Raw genomic sequence first — 16,368 nt, 5'->3', positions numbered from 1 at the left:
TCCCGTCACCGATTCATCGCTTACCCAGCTGCTTCATTCCCCCGCTCGACTGCTTAAAATGAAGGCATTCGCAGAATGCACCCTGGAGTGAACATCCGAGTTGTCCAACACGACCGTTCAGAGAGTAGGAAGAATCTTGTTTGGCGCGAAATGCCCTCGCAATTTCTGGTCGTCTGTGCATCCGTTTTCGATTGAGATCAAGGCTTCGATGAGGCAGGGTGGGTTCCCACGACGTGCGCCATGATTAGGCTTGCGTTTTCGTTGACCTTGGACACTGATAAAACCATCCAGTTCCGAAGATTTCCCCACCATCGCTTCCGCAAACAACCATCCTTTTGCAACCATGCCCCATCCCGAAAGCATTCTGGTGACCGGAGCGACCGGCATGATCGGTGCGCCGGTGGTGAGACGTGTGGCGGCTGCGGGGCACCACGTGCGGGCGGTTGTGCGATCGGGATCGGATCGTTCGGTTCTGGATGGCTGCGATGTGGAGTGGGTCGAATCGGATTTGACCGATCCCAACGCCGCGTACCAGAACGCGATTCGCGAGAGTGACGTGATCGTTCACACCGCGGCTCATGTGGGCGATTGGGGACCAGTGTCGACCTACCGAGCGATCAACTTGGATGCAGTCGAGGACCTGCTGCGTTTTGCCTCAGGCTCGGATCGATTGCGTCGGCTCGTTCACCTCAGTGCACTCGGTGTCTACCAAGCCAAGCACCACCTCGGAACCGATGAAACCACGCCCGTCGACCTTCGCGGTTTCGATGGCTACACCCACACGAAAGCACTCGCGGAAGGACTCGTGAATGCCGCTCATGAAAAAGACGGCATGCCAACCGTGATCGCTCGCCCCGGATTCACGTATGGCGAAGGCGATCGACGGATTTTGCCAAGGCTGATGCAGCGATTCCGAAACGGTTCGATCCGGATGATCGGCGACGGCCAGCGAGTGCTCAACAACACCAACATCGACAACCTCATCGACGGATTGTTCCTGTGCATCGACCACGACGCGGCCGTGGGCGAGACCTTCAACTTGCGAGACGAGCGTTTGGTCACGCGAGCGGAATTCCTCGGCGCGGTGGCAGACTTCCTTGAGCTTCCACCTCCCAAACGTGTTCCGCTATGGTTCGCCAAAGTCGCTCGCCCGGTTCTTGAAACCTACGGCCGAATTCGCGGCGCGGACGAGCCACCTTTGCTGACCGGAGCGACGATGAAGTTCATGACGCTGAATTTGGACTTCAGCATCGAGAAAGCCAAACGCTTGCTCGGCTATCAACCGCGAATCGATTTTCGTGAAGGAATCCAAGACGCACTGAAGTGGGCGGCAGAAAATGCAAGTCACTGAACTCACCGCGTTCCTGGTTCCGCTGCCGCTCAAACGCGAAATCAAACACGCTTCGTTCACGCGGACCGAAAGCATCAACCTGCTGATCCGATGCAAGTTGACTGATGGGACCATCGGCTGGGGCGAAGGCGTCCCGCGTCCCTATGTGACCGGGGAAACACCCGAAGGATGCCTGCAACAACTGTCGCAATCCAATCTGCAACCAGCACTGATGCGACCGGCATCCAGTTGGCCGGATGTGATTTCGATCTGCGATGGATTGGAATTCCACAACGAAGCCGATGATCCGCGAGGCTGCGGTTCGAACTCGCTTCGATGTGCGGTAGAATTGAGTTTGCTTGATGCGTTTGGCAAGCACTTCGGGCAACCTGTCAGCGCGGTGGTGCCACATGTTGTTGAAGCATCAAAAATTCATCTGAAACAACCTCACGTTCGCTACTCCACCACGATCACATCCTCGGGTACCAAAAGCGAGCGAATCTCCGCTCTTAAAATGCGTGCCTATGGGTTCGCTCAATGCAAAATCAAAGTTGGTGTGGACGGGCAAGACGACCCGTCACGTGTCGCTCGCATTCGACGCTGGATTGGCCGAAACGTGGACCTGCGGTTGGATGCCAACGAAGCTTGGCGTCCCGAGGAAGTCATCGAGAAGATGCGTCCGCTTCGCGAGTTCGGTGTGACTTGCATCGAGCAACCGGTGGCTCACGATGAGGTCGATGCCCTTGCGTCGCTTCGCGAATCGATTGGCGTTCCGATCATGCTGGACGAATCATTGACCAGCCGCATGGATGCCAAGCAGGCCATCGAGCGGGGCACTTGCGACCTGTTCAACCTTCGGCTTTCCAAGTGCGGTGGCTTCTTGAGTTGCCTTCGATTGGCCGCGCTCGCCCGAGCATCGGGGCTTGGTTGTCAACTCGGGTGTCATCCCGGCGAGTCCGGTGTCCTCTCGGCAGCCGGCCGACACTGGGCCAGCTCCGTTCGCGACATTCGATACCTCGAAGGTTCGTACGATCGACACTTGCTGACCGCTTTGCCAACGCAGGAGGACATCACGTTCCGATACGGCGGCTGGGCACCGGCACTCGATTCACCAGGCCTGGGAGTCACCATTCGCGAAGATTGGTTGCGGCAGAACGCGAAAGCGGAACGCACGTTTGTGGTCGAAGCTCAATGAATGGCATGCAGCAATTGCCACAGTGCGAGATCGAGATGTTCGACGGTGCCGGTCGGCTGCGATTGATGTCGCGGCGATGGCGTGTCACTCGTCCGCGCGGTCGCGTGGTGTTTTTGCACGGTATCGTCAGCCACTCGGGATGGTATTTGGCCAGTTGCGATGCCCTGGCTCAAAATGGATTTGAAGTCCACTTCCTGGACCGACGCGGCTCGGGAGGCAACCCGTCTCGGCGTGGCGATGTCGATGACTGGCGGCATTGGATCGACGACGTGGTTTGCTTTCTGAAAACTCAACCGCGTGATGTGCCGTTGATCCTGGGCGGGATCAGTTGGGGCGGCAAACTGGCATCGGTGCTGGCGGCTGAGCATCCTGAGCTGATCGATGGGTTGGCACTGGTTTGCCCTGGAATCTACGCGGCGCAGTTCCCTTCGCCGGCCAAGTATCGATTGCTCAGCGGACTTTCGCGGTTGGGCCTGGGCGGATTGCGGGTTCCGATTCCGCTGAAGGATCCCGCGTTGTTCACCGGAGTCGCTCGCTGGCAATCGTTCATCCAAAAGGATTCGCTGACGCTCCGGAAAGTCAGCGTTCGATTCGCGTTGGAAGACCGAAAGCTGACCCAGCACGCTCGGGAAGTCGTCCCGACAATTCGCACGCCGACCTGGTTGGTGCTGGCGGGACAGGACCGGATCGTCGACAACGCGAAAACACGTGAAATGTACAGTCAGATGGCGGCGAGCGACAAAGAATGCACGTGTTACGACCAGGCCGCCCACACGTTTGAGTTCGAACCCGACCCGCGGCCCTATTTTCGTGATCTGACGAATTGGGTGACTCGGGTCGCTCGCAAAACGGCTGGGGATTGAGCCCATGGGAAGGATGCGGGATATTGCCGGTGCATCTCCGTTTTTCCTGACTCACCGGCTCACCGCATGACTGCCTCCGCGATCTTGGCCTGCCAAAAACATCCCGTCACGACCATCATCGGGCTGGAAGTCCACGTCCAACTGAAGACTCAAACCAAGCTGTTTTGTGGATGCACCACCGAATTTGGTGCCCCCCCCAACACTCAGGTTTGCCCGGTTTGCTTGGGGATGCCCGGAGCGCTGCCGGTGATGAATCGCGAGGCGATCGCGTTGTCCGTCAAAACCGGATTGGCGTTGAATTGCGACATTCCCCCGCTGACCAAGTGGGATCGGAAACAATACTTCTACCCCGATTTGCCGAAGGGCTATCAAATCAGCCAGTTTGATTTGCCGATCTGTGCCGATGGGTACCTGGCAATCAGCACGGACGATGGCGAGACCGAACGCCGAATCAGGCTCGTACGGGCACACTTGGAAGAGGACGCTGGCAAGAGCATGCACGATGAAGCGTCAGGCATCAGCGATACGAAGATCGACCTCAACCGATGCGGCACACCTCTGTTGGAAATCGTCAGCCAACCGGACCTCCGGTCTGCCGATGAGGCCAGAGCTTACCTGAGCGAACTGAAGTTGCTGCTGACTCACCTGAAGGTTTCCGATTGCGAAATGCAAGAAGGCAGCCTGCGAGTCGACGCCAACGTGAACTTGCACATCGACGTCGAAGGCAAAAAAATCGCGACGCCGATCGTTGAAATCAAGAACCTCAACAGCTTCCGAAACGTCCAGCGATCGATTGACTACGAAGTGCAACGTCAACTCGTCGCGTGGGAAGAAAACCGCCAAACGATCGATGACTCTCCCAAGACCACTCGTGGTTGGGATGACTCCGCCGAGCAAACGTTTGCTCAACGAGAGAAGGAAGAGTCGGCGGACTACCGATACTTCCCCGATCCCGATTTGCTGCCCGTTCGCCTGCCTCGCGAATACGTGGATTCCATCGCGGAATCGTTGGGCGAATTGCCCGCCGTGACTCGCGAGCGATTGCAGACGCAGCACCGCATCAAACCTTACGACGCCGAGGTGATCGTCAACCAAGGTCCCGACGTGATCGAATACTTCGAGACCGCCGTGGGAGCCAGCGGCGACGGACGTCGCACAGCATCGTGGATGATGCAGGACGTCATGCGAACGATGAAGGAACGAAACCTCGACATCGATGCCTTCCCTGTTCCGGCCGAGCGACTCGGTGAACTGATCCGGATGATTGTCGACGGGAAGCTGGACAACAATCGTGCTCGCGATGTGTTTGAGCACTTGCTCACGCATGACGAAACGATCGATCAAGCCACCAAGTCGCTGGGCATCGAAGCGGTCGACGACGACGCACTGGAATCCCTGTGCAAGGAACTGTTGGCGGCCAACCCACAAGTCGTCACGGACGTGCAGGCCGGCAAGCAACAAGCGGTCGGAGCCTTGATCGGACAAGCCAAAAAGAAGAATCCCAACGCATCCCCGCAGGCCGTCCGCCAATTGCTGATCGACCTGATCGCGAAGATGTAGTCACCCGACTGCCAGTGGCCAACGACGGCGTTCCGGCACAACCCGCACAATCGTTTCGGTCTGGATCCGGCGGTGACTGGAACGGTGACGTGATGTCGCAGAACCGCCTCCTCCAATGCCGATGATTGGGTGTGGGGTACGTTTGAATATCCCCACTCGGCGTGATGTCGTTGACCGACCGCGCCCGTCGAATTTCTTCCATCGGCCATGGCCCCATGAATGCTTCTGCGAAACCTTCGACGCTTCGATCGAAGCCGGATTGGGGATATCGCATTCTGATCACGGTCGCTGCGGTCGTTGCCGCTTGGTTGCTGCTGATGCCCGTGTGCCCGCCAATCATTCACTCAACGATGCAGCGGTTCCACTTGCGAACGCCTTCGTTCGCTTGGTGGGCGATCCAGACGCCGATTCCGGCGATGTACAACTTCAAGAACACCACCGAAATTCGTGACTTGCCGCCGGAAGGTGAACTGGCCGGGTTGGTCGATCCGCTTTGGTTGTCACCCTTGGACGAGAACGCGACCGGACTGGGCGTCTTGGCAACACGAACCATCAACCACTACCCGGCACGTGAATTCACCTTCGCCAACGGGCGAGTCCGCTACCTGCAGGACGGCGAACCGCGTTGGTTGGTGATGGAATCGCATTACCGTGGCGAATCGCTGCAATCAACGTACGAGCTGTCATGCGATGACGCTGGGATGTGGCGAATGATGCTGGCCGAGGATTCAGCGCAATGAATCTCGTCGCCAAATTCAGGAGGCAGCTTTCAACGCTTCTCAAGAAACTGTCCTGGACGCCACTGACGCCGCTCCATCTAACATGGGTCGGCATGATGCTGGGTCTGTTTTGGAAGTGGACGTTTTACTTGTTGGCCGATCGAATCTATGAAGCCATCCCGATCCAACACGATTTCTTCCCGACTTGGTTGCAATCGGCGACGGTGTTGCGAGTTGCCTTCTTAACAGCTGCCATCTCCGTTGTTGCCGCATGGATCACAGAACAACGCTGGCCGCGATGCTTCGCCGCTGGCGTGACGTGGATCTCAGCGACGGTGATGATCTGGCATCAGGGCAGCTACAACGACATGACCTTCGTCACGTTTTGGTGGTGCAGCCTGTGGGCGTTTTGGTACACCACGCGGTTGGAACTTGACTCGCCAGAGGAACTCGGACGCAAAGCAAGCTTCCTCAGTCGCGTGATCGTTTCGGTGGTGTTGCTGGGAGGAGCCTCCGGGAAATGGACGGCGGAATACTGGTCCGGCGATGTGTTGTGGGAAATCTATTTTCTCGACCGAGACTTTTGGGTCTTCAACTTCTTGCGCGGCAACTTTGACACCGAAACGCTTCGCTCCATCGCGACGTTTTACAGTCGCAAAGTGGTCTTGATTGAAACCGTCGCGGGCCTGGGTGTTTGGTTGCTTCCCGCTCGCTGGGCGGCAATCATTGGAGCGATCGTGTTCACTTCCATTGCCTTGTTCTCGAATTTCATGCTGTTTTCCGTGTTGAGCCCGCTGATCGGGTTGTCGCTGGCCGGATGGTTGCCTCGAGCAGGCACCCAAGCTGAAACGCCTTCCGCATTGGAAACCCAAACGACCCCAGGCGTGAGTGGATGAAACGCATGCGTCCAATTCAAAACTGGTCCCGGTGCATTCGGTTTGGACTGCTCAACCGCTTTGTCCTCCGCCCAACCACGGACCCGATCGACCACCGCCCTCAAATTCGATGTCGCGTCTCACTGTCGGATCACTCGAAATCCGATTCCAACGGTCGTGCACCTGACGCTTGGATTGAATCCTTCGTGCATCGCGTCGGAAACACTTCGGCAAACAGCGTCCAAGACAACAGCCGCCTGGAAGATTGGCGAGAGATCCCGCCACCCGAGGATCTCGTGCTGAAGTTCCCCGGAACGGGCGGACGAGCGGAGCGGTCAACACCGTTTCCAATGCAACCCAAGCAACCGATTTCGAAGTCCGCCGAAGTGTGGACCTGGAATCCACCTGGCTATGGTGGCAGCCCTGGCAAAGCAACGCTCCAGAATTTTTCAAACGCAGCAGCGGAGTGGTCCCTCAGAGTCCTCTCGGCACGTGCCCAGCAATCCTCCAGTGGCAACGAGACACGCATTTGGCTGTGCGGCAACAGCCTCGGGTGCTTGCCCGCGATGCATGTTGCGTCATTGCTTCAGGAGGCATGGCCTTCCGCGGTTCTTTGGGTGCGAAATCCACCTGATTTGCGTCGCGTGATTCTGAACATTTCGGCTCGCTGGCGTGCAACCACCGCGATGCAGCATGTCTCCGCAGTGTTGCCCCAAAACGTCGATGCAGTCGACTTGGCAGGCCGCTGCAAGATTCCCGCCGTGTTCCTGATGTCCGAAAAAGACTCGCTGGTGTTGCCTGAATACCAAAAGGCAATCCATGCCGCTTACGCTGGTCCCAAACTGGTGGTGGAACTGTCTGGCCTGAGCCACGACGATGTATTGGAAGAGGAACACCGCCCGGCGATCAACAATGCGCTCGACTGGGTGATTCGCAGGTCACAACGACCAGCGTAGCCCCGGCGCATCCGAGGCAATGTGTGGCCTTTGACGGCTGGCTTCTAACTGCACAGTTTCCTTCATCCGACGTTCCAAGTCAGGAACCACGCTGGCTTGCATGCGTCCACGACCAACGCGATAGAGCCGTCCGACCCGCTGGAAACCGCACTTGTGAAACGTGCTCTGCGAGGCAACATTCGTCCAATCGGTTGTGGCGAACCAATCCTGCAGATTCAACCCCAAGGCGTCTTCGTGGATCAATGAACGAAGCAGATTCGCCATCAGCCCGCGACCACGGTGTTCTGGATCGGTCCAGGCATTGAATAGAAAGCCACAATGCGGTGGCATGTTGAGCGAAGATCCCAGATGAGCACTCCGACTGAAGTTTTCAGAGGCGGGAATGTAGCCCGTCGCAGCCCAAATGAATGAGATGACTCGCTCGTCGTTCCGAATCCCAAACAACCATTGATCACCCGGTCCATGGTCGCTCGACGCAGCGGTGCGAGCGATCCCCGTTCCGACAACAGGACTGATCCGGTCGTCGCGACGCAGGGGCTCCAGTTCTTCGAACTCAATCACATGGGCAACCAACTCATCGGATGCTGGACGAATCGGAGGAGGCTCCGCAGCGTCCACCGGTTGGACCGGCGATGCATGCAACAAACACGTGACATCCATCACATGCAGTCGCCGTATCGCTCGATAAAGAGTTGCTAGAGTCGCGGACATGATGAACTCTCAATTGCTCGGTTCGGGTTCATGCGAAAACGCACCCGGACGTTGATAGTCTTGAATGGAGTAGATCATGGCCGACTCCAACCGCTCTTCCTTTTCCTCGACAATGGTTTGATGTGCCACCGAAAGAATTGCCGGCACAACCGCGAGCGATTCTGTCACGCTCTTTTGATCAGGAAGGAAAGCTCGATGCTCTTCAGCAAAGGCTTCCTCGAGAGTGAGCGGTTGTTCTTGAGGCAGATCCTTCATGCGTCGCCACTGGACTTTGAGCAACTGGGTTGCACGATCTTGGGCCATTCGCACTTGCCCGCGAGCATGCTTGGCAAACACCGAGATCTCCAACAGGGGAGTCGGGTGGGAGTGCAGACGACCCTTGTAAGTTTCGTCACCGCGCATGTAGTCGATGCCCGCGCGACCATGACGGTGAGCCTCACGGAACATGTGCGAGTTCAACAGGATGCCCGGTTTGAGATCTGGGTACGCGTGATTGACACCGGTGCTGTAGCAGTACTGACGTCCATCGTCACCGATGTAGTGCAACTCGGTCGCGACGACCTCGTCTTGGTAGACCAACTGAGGCAACAGCAACCGGCCACGATCGCTCATTCTCAACGTGGCATCGGTCACAAAACGAACCATGCGCTCATCGGCGTAAGTCCCTGGTTCCCCGACCGCTTGCCAACGCTTTTGATGCATCTCGATCAGCTTCGACACCCCTTGGCGAGCTTCTGCGGGGGATCCCGCATCTCGCACAAAAAGTTCTCCGTCGCTTTCATCCAACTTGCGAAGCAGTCCGCGAACTCGGTTGCGATACTTGCGTGAACGCGTCGCCAACAGATCTTCCCAGGTCGCTTCGCAACGATTGAACCAGAGGTGCATCCGAGTGCGAATGCTGGTCGGAACTTCTTCGGCCGCCAGACGTCGCAAGAAGATTTCCATCGCCGGGTCACCCGCGATGGTTCCGTCGAAATCGATTTGGTCCCATCCCTGTTTTCGATCCGAGGAACACTCGATCAGATAGCTTGCGAAAGCGTTGGCAATCTCTTCGCGATCCTCGGGGCGTGCCAGAATCGAAACGTGATCGGTGCAGACATTGCCGGCGGCGAGGGTCTGCAACCGACGCAGGTCACCCTCGGTTCGCTCCAGAGGCAGCATCCCACGGCAAACGCCCGATTCATCTCGGGCGACCATGAAAAAGGCTCGTTCGGCATTGCCAAACTGCTGCCACCAGGATTGCAACCATACGGTCTGCCGAAACGGAATCCCGCCTGCCAGGCGGTCCCAGGCAGTCATGTCGGACAACAGTTCTTCGGGCGAATCGGTGATTTCAATGTGGATCATGCGGAACTTTAGACCACCCCCCGATTGCCCATTGCAACAAACGAATTGATTTGACCTACAATCAGTGCGTCTTCACGCAGAGACACACCCCAACCCGCACAATCATCGCAACCCGCCGCGATGCCATCCTTCATCCCACCAAAACCCATGCCCATCTCCGCATCGCACGCCGCCCCTCGTTGGACCGTCATGATCCGTCGCACACTTTTGGGCGGATGCATCGCGGCCAGCACCGCTTGCGGCTCCGTCTTGCCCGCGAACGATTCCACTTCGACAGGCCTCGCACCTTCCTCGTGGACTCAATTCCACGGGCCCAGCTCCTACGGCGACGCCGGTGCCGGCACGTTGCCAACCAAGTGGAGCGATGACGATTACGCTTGGAAGGTGCAACTCAATGCACGGCATGTGGGTTCGCCTGTCGTGGCAGGCAACCAAGTCTTCCTGCTCGACACCGCGGTCAATCCGTCCGATCAATCGATGACGATGGACTTGGTCAGCATCGATGTGTCGACAGGCAAAGTCCTCTGGCGTCGTTCACACGCCTTTGAAGAAGCTCATCGTCACAGCCGAAACACGGCCGCCTCCAGCACACCCGTCGTGCACGAAGGGCATGTCTACTTCGTCTACGGAGATGCCAACCACGCTGAGTTGTTGGCGTACAACGTGAATGGTGAAGCCGTCTGGTCACGCGACCTAGGGACTTGGTCGGGAGTGCATGGTTTTGGTGCAAGCCCCGTGGTGATCGATTCCCAACTGCTGTTGTTCAACGATCAACAGTCCAGCCGATTGGAAGCGTGGCAAACACCAGGCAAGAGTTCCATGTTGGCGTTCGATCCCAAGACTGGCAAAACGATTTGGGAAACCCCCGTGACCTCCACGCGGCCTTCGTACGGTGTGCCAACCACGGATGGACAACAACTGATCGGTGCCAGCACTGGCGATGGTATCTTTGGCCTCAATCCAGAAACCGGCAAGATGCTGTGGTCGCTCAAAGTGTTCAACAAACGAGTTTGCAGTTCACCGTTGGTGGTGGGTGACTTGGCCATCGGCACCTGCGGAAGCGGTGGTGGTGGGAATTACCTGTCCGCCGTGCGGATCCCCAAGAGCGCGTCGGAACAACCCGAGGAAGCCTTTCGGATCACGACCGCGGCACCGTACGTGCCAACACCCGCAGTCAAAGGCAACCTGATGTTCCTGGTGTCGGACTCAGGCATCGCCACCTGCATTGACTGGACACAAGACGGCAAAAAGGTTTGGTCGAAACGATTGGGCGGCAACTTTGGTGCCTCCCCCATCATCGTCGGAGATCAACTGCTGGCCATTTCGCTGGACGGGACCGCGCACGTGTTGTCCGCTAGCGATTCAGCAACTCAAGCTGGCAAATTCGATCTTGGCGGCCCGGTCGGCGCGACCCCCGCATTCACCGGAGGTCACTTGTTCCTTCGCATCAACGACCAACTCTGCTGCCTCAAAACGAAGGAAGCAGGTGGGCAGGAATGATTGGGTTGAATCCCGTGAGCCGTTTGGGCGTTCGCCTGGACTGCGAAATATTCGGTGTTGCGGAGCGTATTCGTTTGCGAAAGTTTTCATCCCGGTAGGGATGTCAGATGGTAGCCGTCGGTAAGCGATAGCGCCACCGACGGACATGCAACCCGCGTCGCCACTCTCCCTCCCGGGATGGAAAAAGCCGGAAGCCGGAAGAAAAGTTGCATCCGCTATCAGAGCTCCAACACCAACTTTCAGCAGTCCAGCGTTAGCCGCGGTGATGTGCGGGAACCGTGGCGAACGCCAAACGGCTCACATCCCCGATGACACCTGCGTACCTGCTTAGAAAAAGTCGTTCCGAGTTTCGAATCACTCATTGAGCTCGGGCGATCTCGATCGTTGCATCGGCAATCAAGCGGTTAGCGTACTGCGTCAAACGCGCCTCCGCCCCTCGGAACCAACCCAGCAAAGGCGTTTGGTAGTCGACCGGAGCATAGGGCGACGGACCCGTTGCATCCGACGGCCAAGCCGTGCTGACAAAGCGTCGACGGGCCGGGTCGAACTGGTACTCGCCACCGAGTGGGCATTGAGGCCGACCGCCCAACACCAACTCGGCTTGGTCGATCACTTCGTCCACTGGCACGCTGAGTTGGGCCACCAACGAATTCAGGAACTCGGCTCCCGCCAGACTGGCCGTGGCGGCGCGTTCGTACAATTGTTGGTTCACCCAACCTTCCAGTTTGGTGCCTTTCAGATTGTCGATCCGGCCTCGCACCTGAGCAGGGTCTTCGACTTCGTTCGCGGCCAGATGTGACAGAGATGCGTTCAACACCTCCGGTTGGAATGACAACACACTGAAGCCGCCTCCCGTGTAGCGATACACACCTCCAATCAATCGGTTCATGCCTGGACCAACCGGTTGCCCGCGTCCCAGGCCCAAGGGCAATCGGTCCAGCGCACCAGGTTGAGGCCATGCGCCCAAGTACCCGGGCAACACCTTCAGCGCTCGATACTTGCTGATCAAACCACCGATCGACTCTGGTTCGGGCGGGAACGAATCCTTGATCGCCGCAAACAAATGCGTTGGTGGCCCGAGCGTTTCGGAAGCCACGTGAGCCTGCAGCGCCACCACATCGTCTGGAGCGAAGTCGATCGCGACTTGGGTTGGTGGCCCAAGCTGTCTCGCCCAACTGCCGTAGTTTTCGGGTTGCCAAGGAGCGATCTCAGCGTGAATCGTCAGCCTTTCACGGCGTTCTCCACCGGCAGCGCCCGACGGATCCACCGGGAATTCCTCCCGTTGGACGCCGATCACGATCGGATCCAAGGAACTGAATTGATCGCTGTAGGCGGCCGCGATCTGGCCGTACCAACGCGATTCGCTAGCGGTTACCAAATCAACCGGATTGTCGGCGATTGGCAAGAAGGTTCCGCGAGCCCCTCGGCGAGTGTCCACCAAACGATTGCCAAACGAAACCACACCGGTCCCATCCGCTCGCTCACCGAAGTTCTCAGGCAAAAATCCCATGTCGATCAACGTGTCGATCTCTTCCATGGGAGGTTCCCCCGGAATGGCATTCGAGCGAGCCGCCATGCGAGCCAAACGCACCAGCGCAATGTCGGCTTCCGCCTGCATTCGCCGACGCAGTTCGATCAAGTACGACGGTTCCAACAACCCTTGCAGCATCTCAGCCGAGAAGTAAGCAAAGATGGTGTCGTTGCGTTCCAACGGCATGTAGCTGCGTGCCAATTGAAAGTCCGCCGTGGCGGCCAAGGACTCTCCTGTCTGGGCAACTTCCAGAAAACGATCGGCGATCGTTTTGCTGTTCGTGACCAAGATGCAAGAGCCCGCCTCGACCAAGAACGATCGCACTCGGTTGTCACTGCTCCGAAGCAATGTGGCAGAACCATGCTGCAAATCGACTTTCTTCAGTGTCAACGCATCGTTGCTGTCCGCCAACTTCGTTCGGTCGCTGTTCAAACTGCTGCGAAGCAAGAACACATTCTTGGCGTGGAATAACACGCCGATCGACGCGCCGTCGTCCAAGTACAAATCGCGACCGATCAAGGCTTGATCTTCGATCACGCTGGGGCCGAGCAAGCGGCTCATCGCGTTGGTTTGCACGCCCAACTGACGTTCCAAACGTTCAGCAGATTCATTGCTGATCCCACGCAGGGTGATCATGCGAGAGATATCGCCGCCGTATTCCAAGGTCAGGTCGCGAAACCAAAGGTAGTTTTCAAACGAGCCGTATCGCAAGTAAAAACATTCCGGCGGAACATGCTCGGCCAACACCTCCATCGCAGGTGTTTCCACCGGAGCGGTCGCCATCGGCGATTGCCACGCTGGAGAGGCGGGCAAGGGCAACGCTGCGACTTGAGCCGGTGCAGGGTCGTTCAAAGTTTGTTGCAACGCCCCACCCGCCGCAGCCGTCGCGAAAACTTCGTTGGCGACTCCTGCCGCGCCACCAATCCACTCGAGCGTGTGAAGCAACGGGTCTTGGGTTTCGGTTTCGTCGCCCCGTCCGAACCACGCTGGCAACGGCAGATTCAAACGCCCCGACAACATCGCGACCAGGTAGGTTGGGACCCACGGCGGTGTGTCGGTGGCATCCATTTGTCGTTTCGCGGCGGCCGTGGTTTCTTCCCACCACGCCGTCTGCAGGGTTCGAGCGAGCGTGGGATCGGTCACCGGTCGAACGTCGACCATCGTCAGGGTTCCCAGGTGATCTCGCACAGGAACCGAGAACGGCTGGTCGCCGGTGAACAAAAACATCACCCGCCGACCGACCGTTTGGTCTTTCGGGTCATCATTGGACGCCAATTCGCGAATCAGGTTGCCGACTCGATTGAGCAAACGCCCGCGGCCGATCTGCGGCACAGGTTGCTCCGATGGCGGACGCCCCATGGTGACCCGCACGTCGTTGCTGACGGGATAAAAGATCCTGGTCGACGCTGGAGCAGGTTCTTCATCGATCGTCAGCGGTCCTGGTCCCGGACCCACGATCGGATTCTGCAGCGGCATCTCGATCACAGCGACCCCGTAGGGCTGGCCAGCGACAGCTTGGGCACGAACGTTGACGCTGTTCGCCGCCGCTCCAAACGGAAACCCACCCGGCCTCGGAACGGGCTGTCCCGGCGAGGCAAACGGGGTCTGCGGGATCGGGGCGGGCTGCAGAGGTGTGGCGGGCAACTGAGCGTTGGCGATTCGAACGTCGCCCGCGATCAACAGGCCCAACATCCCCCCCACGGACGCCAGCACGATCGCGAGAAATGGCTTCTCGGGAAACAAAGTGCGAATGGGGCTGGATTGTTCAGACGGGGAAGGCATGATCAGAGTCTCGTGGAAGATTGGCAGCGTGGTTTTCACCAGCCGTGTCTTGCGACATTCTATTCGGGCCTGAATTTGGGCACGCGAATCCAGAACATTCGAAACCTCTCACCCAGAAAGTCAACCGTGGCCAGCCCGTCTCGAAGTGGTGTCTTCCAAGCCGAAACCGATGCCCGACTGGAAGCATACGCCGAAAGCATCAGTTTTGACTCGCGGTTGTACGAGCACGACATTCGCGGGTCGATCGCCCACGCGAACATGCTTCGCGAAGTCGGGCTGCTCACAGAAGAGGAATTCAAGCTTATCCGGGACACTTTGGAAACCATTCGAGGCGAACTCGACCGCGGCGAATTGCCGATGCGATTCGAACTCGAAGACATCCACATGCATGTCGAGCAAGCCCTGATCGATCGGATCGGTGACACCGGCCGAAAACTGCACACCGCTCGCAGCCGAAACGACCAAGTCAGCACGGACACCCGAATGTGGATCCGGCAATCCCTCGATGAAATCGATGCGTTGCTGGTCGATCTGCAAGCGGCGTTTCTATCGCGTTGTGAGAATGACTTTGACGTCATCCTGCCCGCCTACACGCACCTGCAACGCGCCCAACCGGTGCTGGCGCCGCACTACTGGCTCGCCTACATCGAAAAACTGGAACGGGACCGACAACGCCTCGCGGATTGCCGAAAACGGGTCAACCAATGCTCGCTGGGGATCGCCGCGGTCGCTGGCACGACGCTTCCCATCGATCGCCATCACACCGCCTCAGCACTCGACTTCGAAGGCATCACCGCAAACAGCCTCGACACCAGCAGCGACCGTGACTTTGTGGTGGAGTCCACCTTCGTGCTCTCACTGATCGCGTCCCACCTGAGCGGCTGGGCGGAAGAGTGGATCCTGTGGAGCACGGTGGAGTTTGACTTCATCCAAATCCCACAAGCCTTCTGCACCGGCAGCAGCATCATGCCACAAAAGGTGAACCCGGACACCTTGGAATTGACCCGCGGAAAATCGGCTCGCGTGATGGGCGCGCTGCAAACCCTGATGCTGCTGATCAAGAATCTGCCGTTGGCTTACAACCGTGATTTGCAAGAAGACAAGCCACCGTTGTTCGATGCCTTCGACACAACCCGAGCGATGTTGGAACTGGCCGCACCGATCGTTCGCGGAGCCGAACTCAAACGCGATTCCATCGCAGCACGCATCGAGAAGGGCTACCTCGATGCGACGACCTTGATGGAGTGGATGATCGCTCGCGGGATGCCCCAACGCACTGCTCACCACTTGGTCGGTGCGATCGTCTCGGAAGCGATGCAGCAGGACGTGAGGCTGTCGGAATTGCCTCTGGCAACCTACCAAAAGCTCAGCGATCAAATCGATGAATCGATTTACGAGGTGCTCGGCACGACCAACGCGATCGCCGCTTTCCGCAGCGAAGGCTCCACCGCACCGGCCCGAGTTCGTGAGCAGATCCAGCTCTGGACATCACGCCTGGAAAACGCGTGACCAACGCGGTCGCAACCCGTACCCCATCGACGCCGCTCGCTGGGAGGTCAACGTAGGCCAGGCCCCACCAGCCTGACGAATCGGTGCGAAGTGGTCACAGACCGTAGCCGGATTTGCCAGAATTCGGACGCTCACCAACTCAACCATCTGAATTCTGGCGAGCCCAGCTACCACTCACTTCGCAACCCGAACGCGTGAGCGAGGGACCACCAGGGCATTGAAAAAGTGAAATTGACAATTGTAAATTTCAAATTGCTGTGACGCTGGAAGCAGGTTGCCTGAATCCGCGATTTTGCATTTTGCAATTGTCAACTTGCCCTTTGCAATCAGCACCACGCAGGCGTTGCAAGAACGCCTCCAGAGCGAGAGTACCCCCTGCCCGATTCGAACGAGCGTTTCGGCCGGATAAAGGCCGACGTCCTGGGCCACTAGACGAAGGGGGCGAGGCAAAACCCGCTGAGACAAAATCTCAACGCGTAGTGGACAAGGC

General features: G+C 58.0%; 13 protein-coding genes and 1 tRNA gene. 9 read left to right on the top strand and 5 right to left on the bottom strand.

What is annotated here, in order from left to right:
- Positions 1 to 343 precede the first annotated feature (343 nt).
- From UH5x_RS18570 to UH5x_RS18540, 7 genes are all read left to right on the top strand, one after another.
- The gene (locus UH5x_RS18570) at positions 344 to 1,351 is read left to right on the top strand and encodes an NAD-dependent epimerase/dehydratase family protein (protein ID WP_482633294.1); all 1,008 of its coding nucleotides are present in this window, start codon (positions 344 to 346) and stop codon (positions 1,349 to 1,351) included.
- Positions 1,338 to 2,525, top strand: a complete 1,188-nt coding sequence (locus UH5x_RS18565) for a dipeptide epimerase (RefSeq protein WP_482633293.1) — start codon at positions 1,338 to 1,340, stop codon at positions 2,523 to 2,525. Before UH5x_RS18570 ends, UH5x_RS18565 begins: the two co-directional genes overlap by 14 nt.
- A gap of 5 nt (positions 2,526 to 2,530) precedes the next feature.
- Positions 2,531 to 3,388 carry a lysophospholipase gene (locus tag UH5x_RS18560; RefSeq protein ID WP_482633292.1) on the top strand — a complete coding sequence of 286 codons (858 nt, stop codon included), beginning with the start codon at positions 2,531 to 2,533 and terminating at the stop codon, positions 3,386 to 3,388.
- A gap of 66 nt (positions 3,389 to 3,454) precedes the next feature.
- Positions 3,455 to 4,948: an Asp-tRNA(Asn)/Glu-tRNA(Gln) amidotransferase subunit GatB gene (gatB, locus tag UH5x_RS18555; protein ID WP_047812495.1), complete on the top strand. Its 1,494-nt coding sequence runs from the start codon at positions 3,455 to 3,457 to the stop codon at positions 4,946 to 4,948.
- Between the two features lie 215 nt (positions 4,949 to 5,163).
- On the top strand, positions 5,164 to 5,688 hold the full coding sequence (locus UH5x_RS18550) for a hypothetical protein (RefSeq protein WP_236695939.1): 525 nt from the start codon (positions 5,164 to 5,166) through the stop codon (positions 5,686 to 5,688).
- On the top strand, positions 5,685 to 6,563 hold the full coding sequence (locus UH5x_RS18545) for a hypothetical protein (protein ID WP_047812494.1): 879 nt from the start codon (positions 5,685 to 5,687) through the stop codon (positions 6,561 to 6,563). The genes UH5x_RS18550 and UH5x_RS18545 overlap by 4 nt, the downstream gene beginning before the upstream one ends.
- A gap of 5 nt (positions 6,564 to 6,568) precedes the next feature.
- The gene (locus tag UH5x_RS18540) at positions 6,569 to 7,498 is read left to right on the top strand and encodes an alpha/beta hydrolase (RefSeq protein WP_482633291.1); all 930 of its coding nucleotides are present in this window, start codon (positions 6,569 to 6,571) and stop codon (positions 7,496 to 7,498) included.
- Here the strand turns inward: UH5x_RS18540 and UH5x_RS18535 are convergent.
- From UH5x_RS18535 to UH5x_RS18525, 3 genes are read right to left on the bottom strand one after another with little or no spacing between them, the layout of a single operon-like run.
- Positions 7,481 to 8,209, bottom strand: a complete 729-nt coding sequence (locus UH5x_RS18535) for a GNAT family N-acetyltransferase (protein WP_047812492.1) — start codon at positions 8,207 to 8,209, stop codon at positions 7,481 to 7,483. The two genes, UH5x_RS18540 and UH5x_RS18535, sit on opposite strands and share 18 nt — an antisense overlap.
- Before the next feature lie 9 nt (positions 8,210 to 8,218).
- Positions 8,219 to 9,556, bottom strand: a complete 1,338-nt coding sequence (locus tag UH5x_RS18530; RefSeq protein WP_482633290.1) for a GNAT family N-acetyltransferase — start codon at positions 9,554 to 9,556, stop codon at positions 8,219 to 8,221.
- 8 nt (positions 9,557 to 9,564) lie between these two features.
- Complete coding sequence (locus UH5x_RS18525; RefSeq protein ID WP_047812490.1) at positions 9,565 to 9,747, bottom strand: hypothetical protein; 183 nt, start codon at positions 9,745 to 9,747, stop codon at positions 9,565 to 9,567.
- On the opposite strand from UH5x_RS18525, the gene UH5x_RS18520 reads away from it, so the two are divergent.
- Positions 9,746 to 11,056: an outer membrane protein assembly factor BamB family protein gene (locus tag UH5x_RS18520; RefSeq protein ID WP_482633289.1), complete on the top strand. Its 1,311-nt coding sequence runs from the start codon at positions 9,746 to 9,748 to the stop codon at positions 11,054 to 11,056. The two genes, UH5x_RS18525 and UH5x_RS18520, sit on opposite strands and share 2 nt — an antisense overlap.
- Positions 11,057 to 11,414: 358 nt before the next feature.
- On the opposite strand, the gene UH5x_RS18515 is transcribed toward UH5x_RS18520, so the two are convergent.
- Positions 11,415 to 14,369: a hypothetical protein gene (locus tag UH5x_RS18515; RefSeq protein ID WP_482633288.1), complete on the bottom strand. Its 2,955-nt coding sequence runs from the start codon at positions 14,367 to 14,369 to the stop codon at positions 11,415 to 11,417.
- Positions 14,370 to 14,495: 126 nt separating this feature from the next.
- On the opposite strand from UH5x_RS18515, the gene argH reads away from it, so the two are divergent.
- Complete coding sequence (argH, locus tag UH5x_RS18510; RefSeq protein WP_047812688.1) at positions 14,496 to 15,878, top strand: argininosuccinate lyase; 1,383 nt, start codon at positions 14,496 to 14,498, stop codon at positions 15,876 to 15,878.
- A gap of 369 nt (positions 15,879 to 16,247) precedes the next feature.
- Here argH and UH5x_RS18505 read toward each other — a convergent pair.
- Positions 16,248 to 16,321, bottom strand: a tRNA-OTHER gene (locus UH5x_RS18505).
- Positions 16,322 to 16,368 lie beyond the last annotated feature (47 nt).

Source organism: Rhodopirellula sp. UH5, from assembly GCF_056839225.1.
Note: the sequence above shows the minus strand (reverse complement) of the source record. Positions and strands in the feature narration are given on the sequence as shown.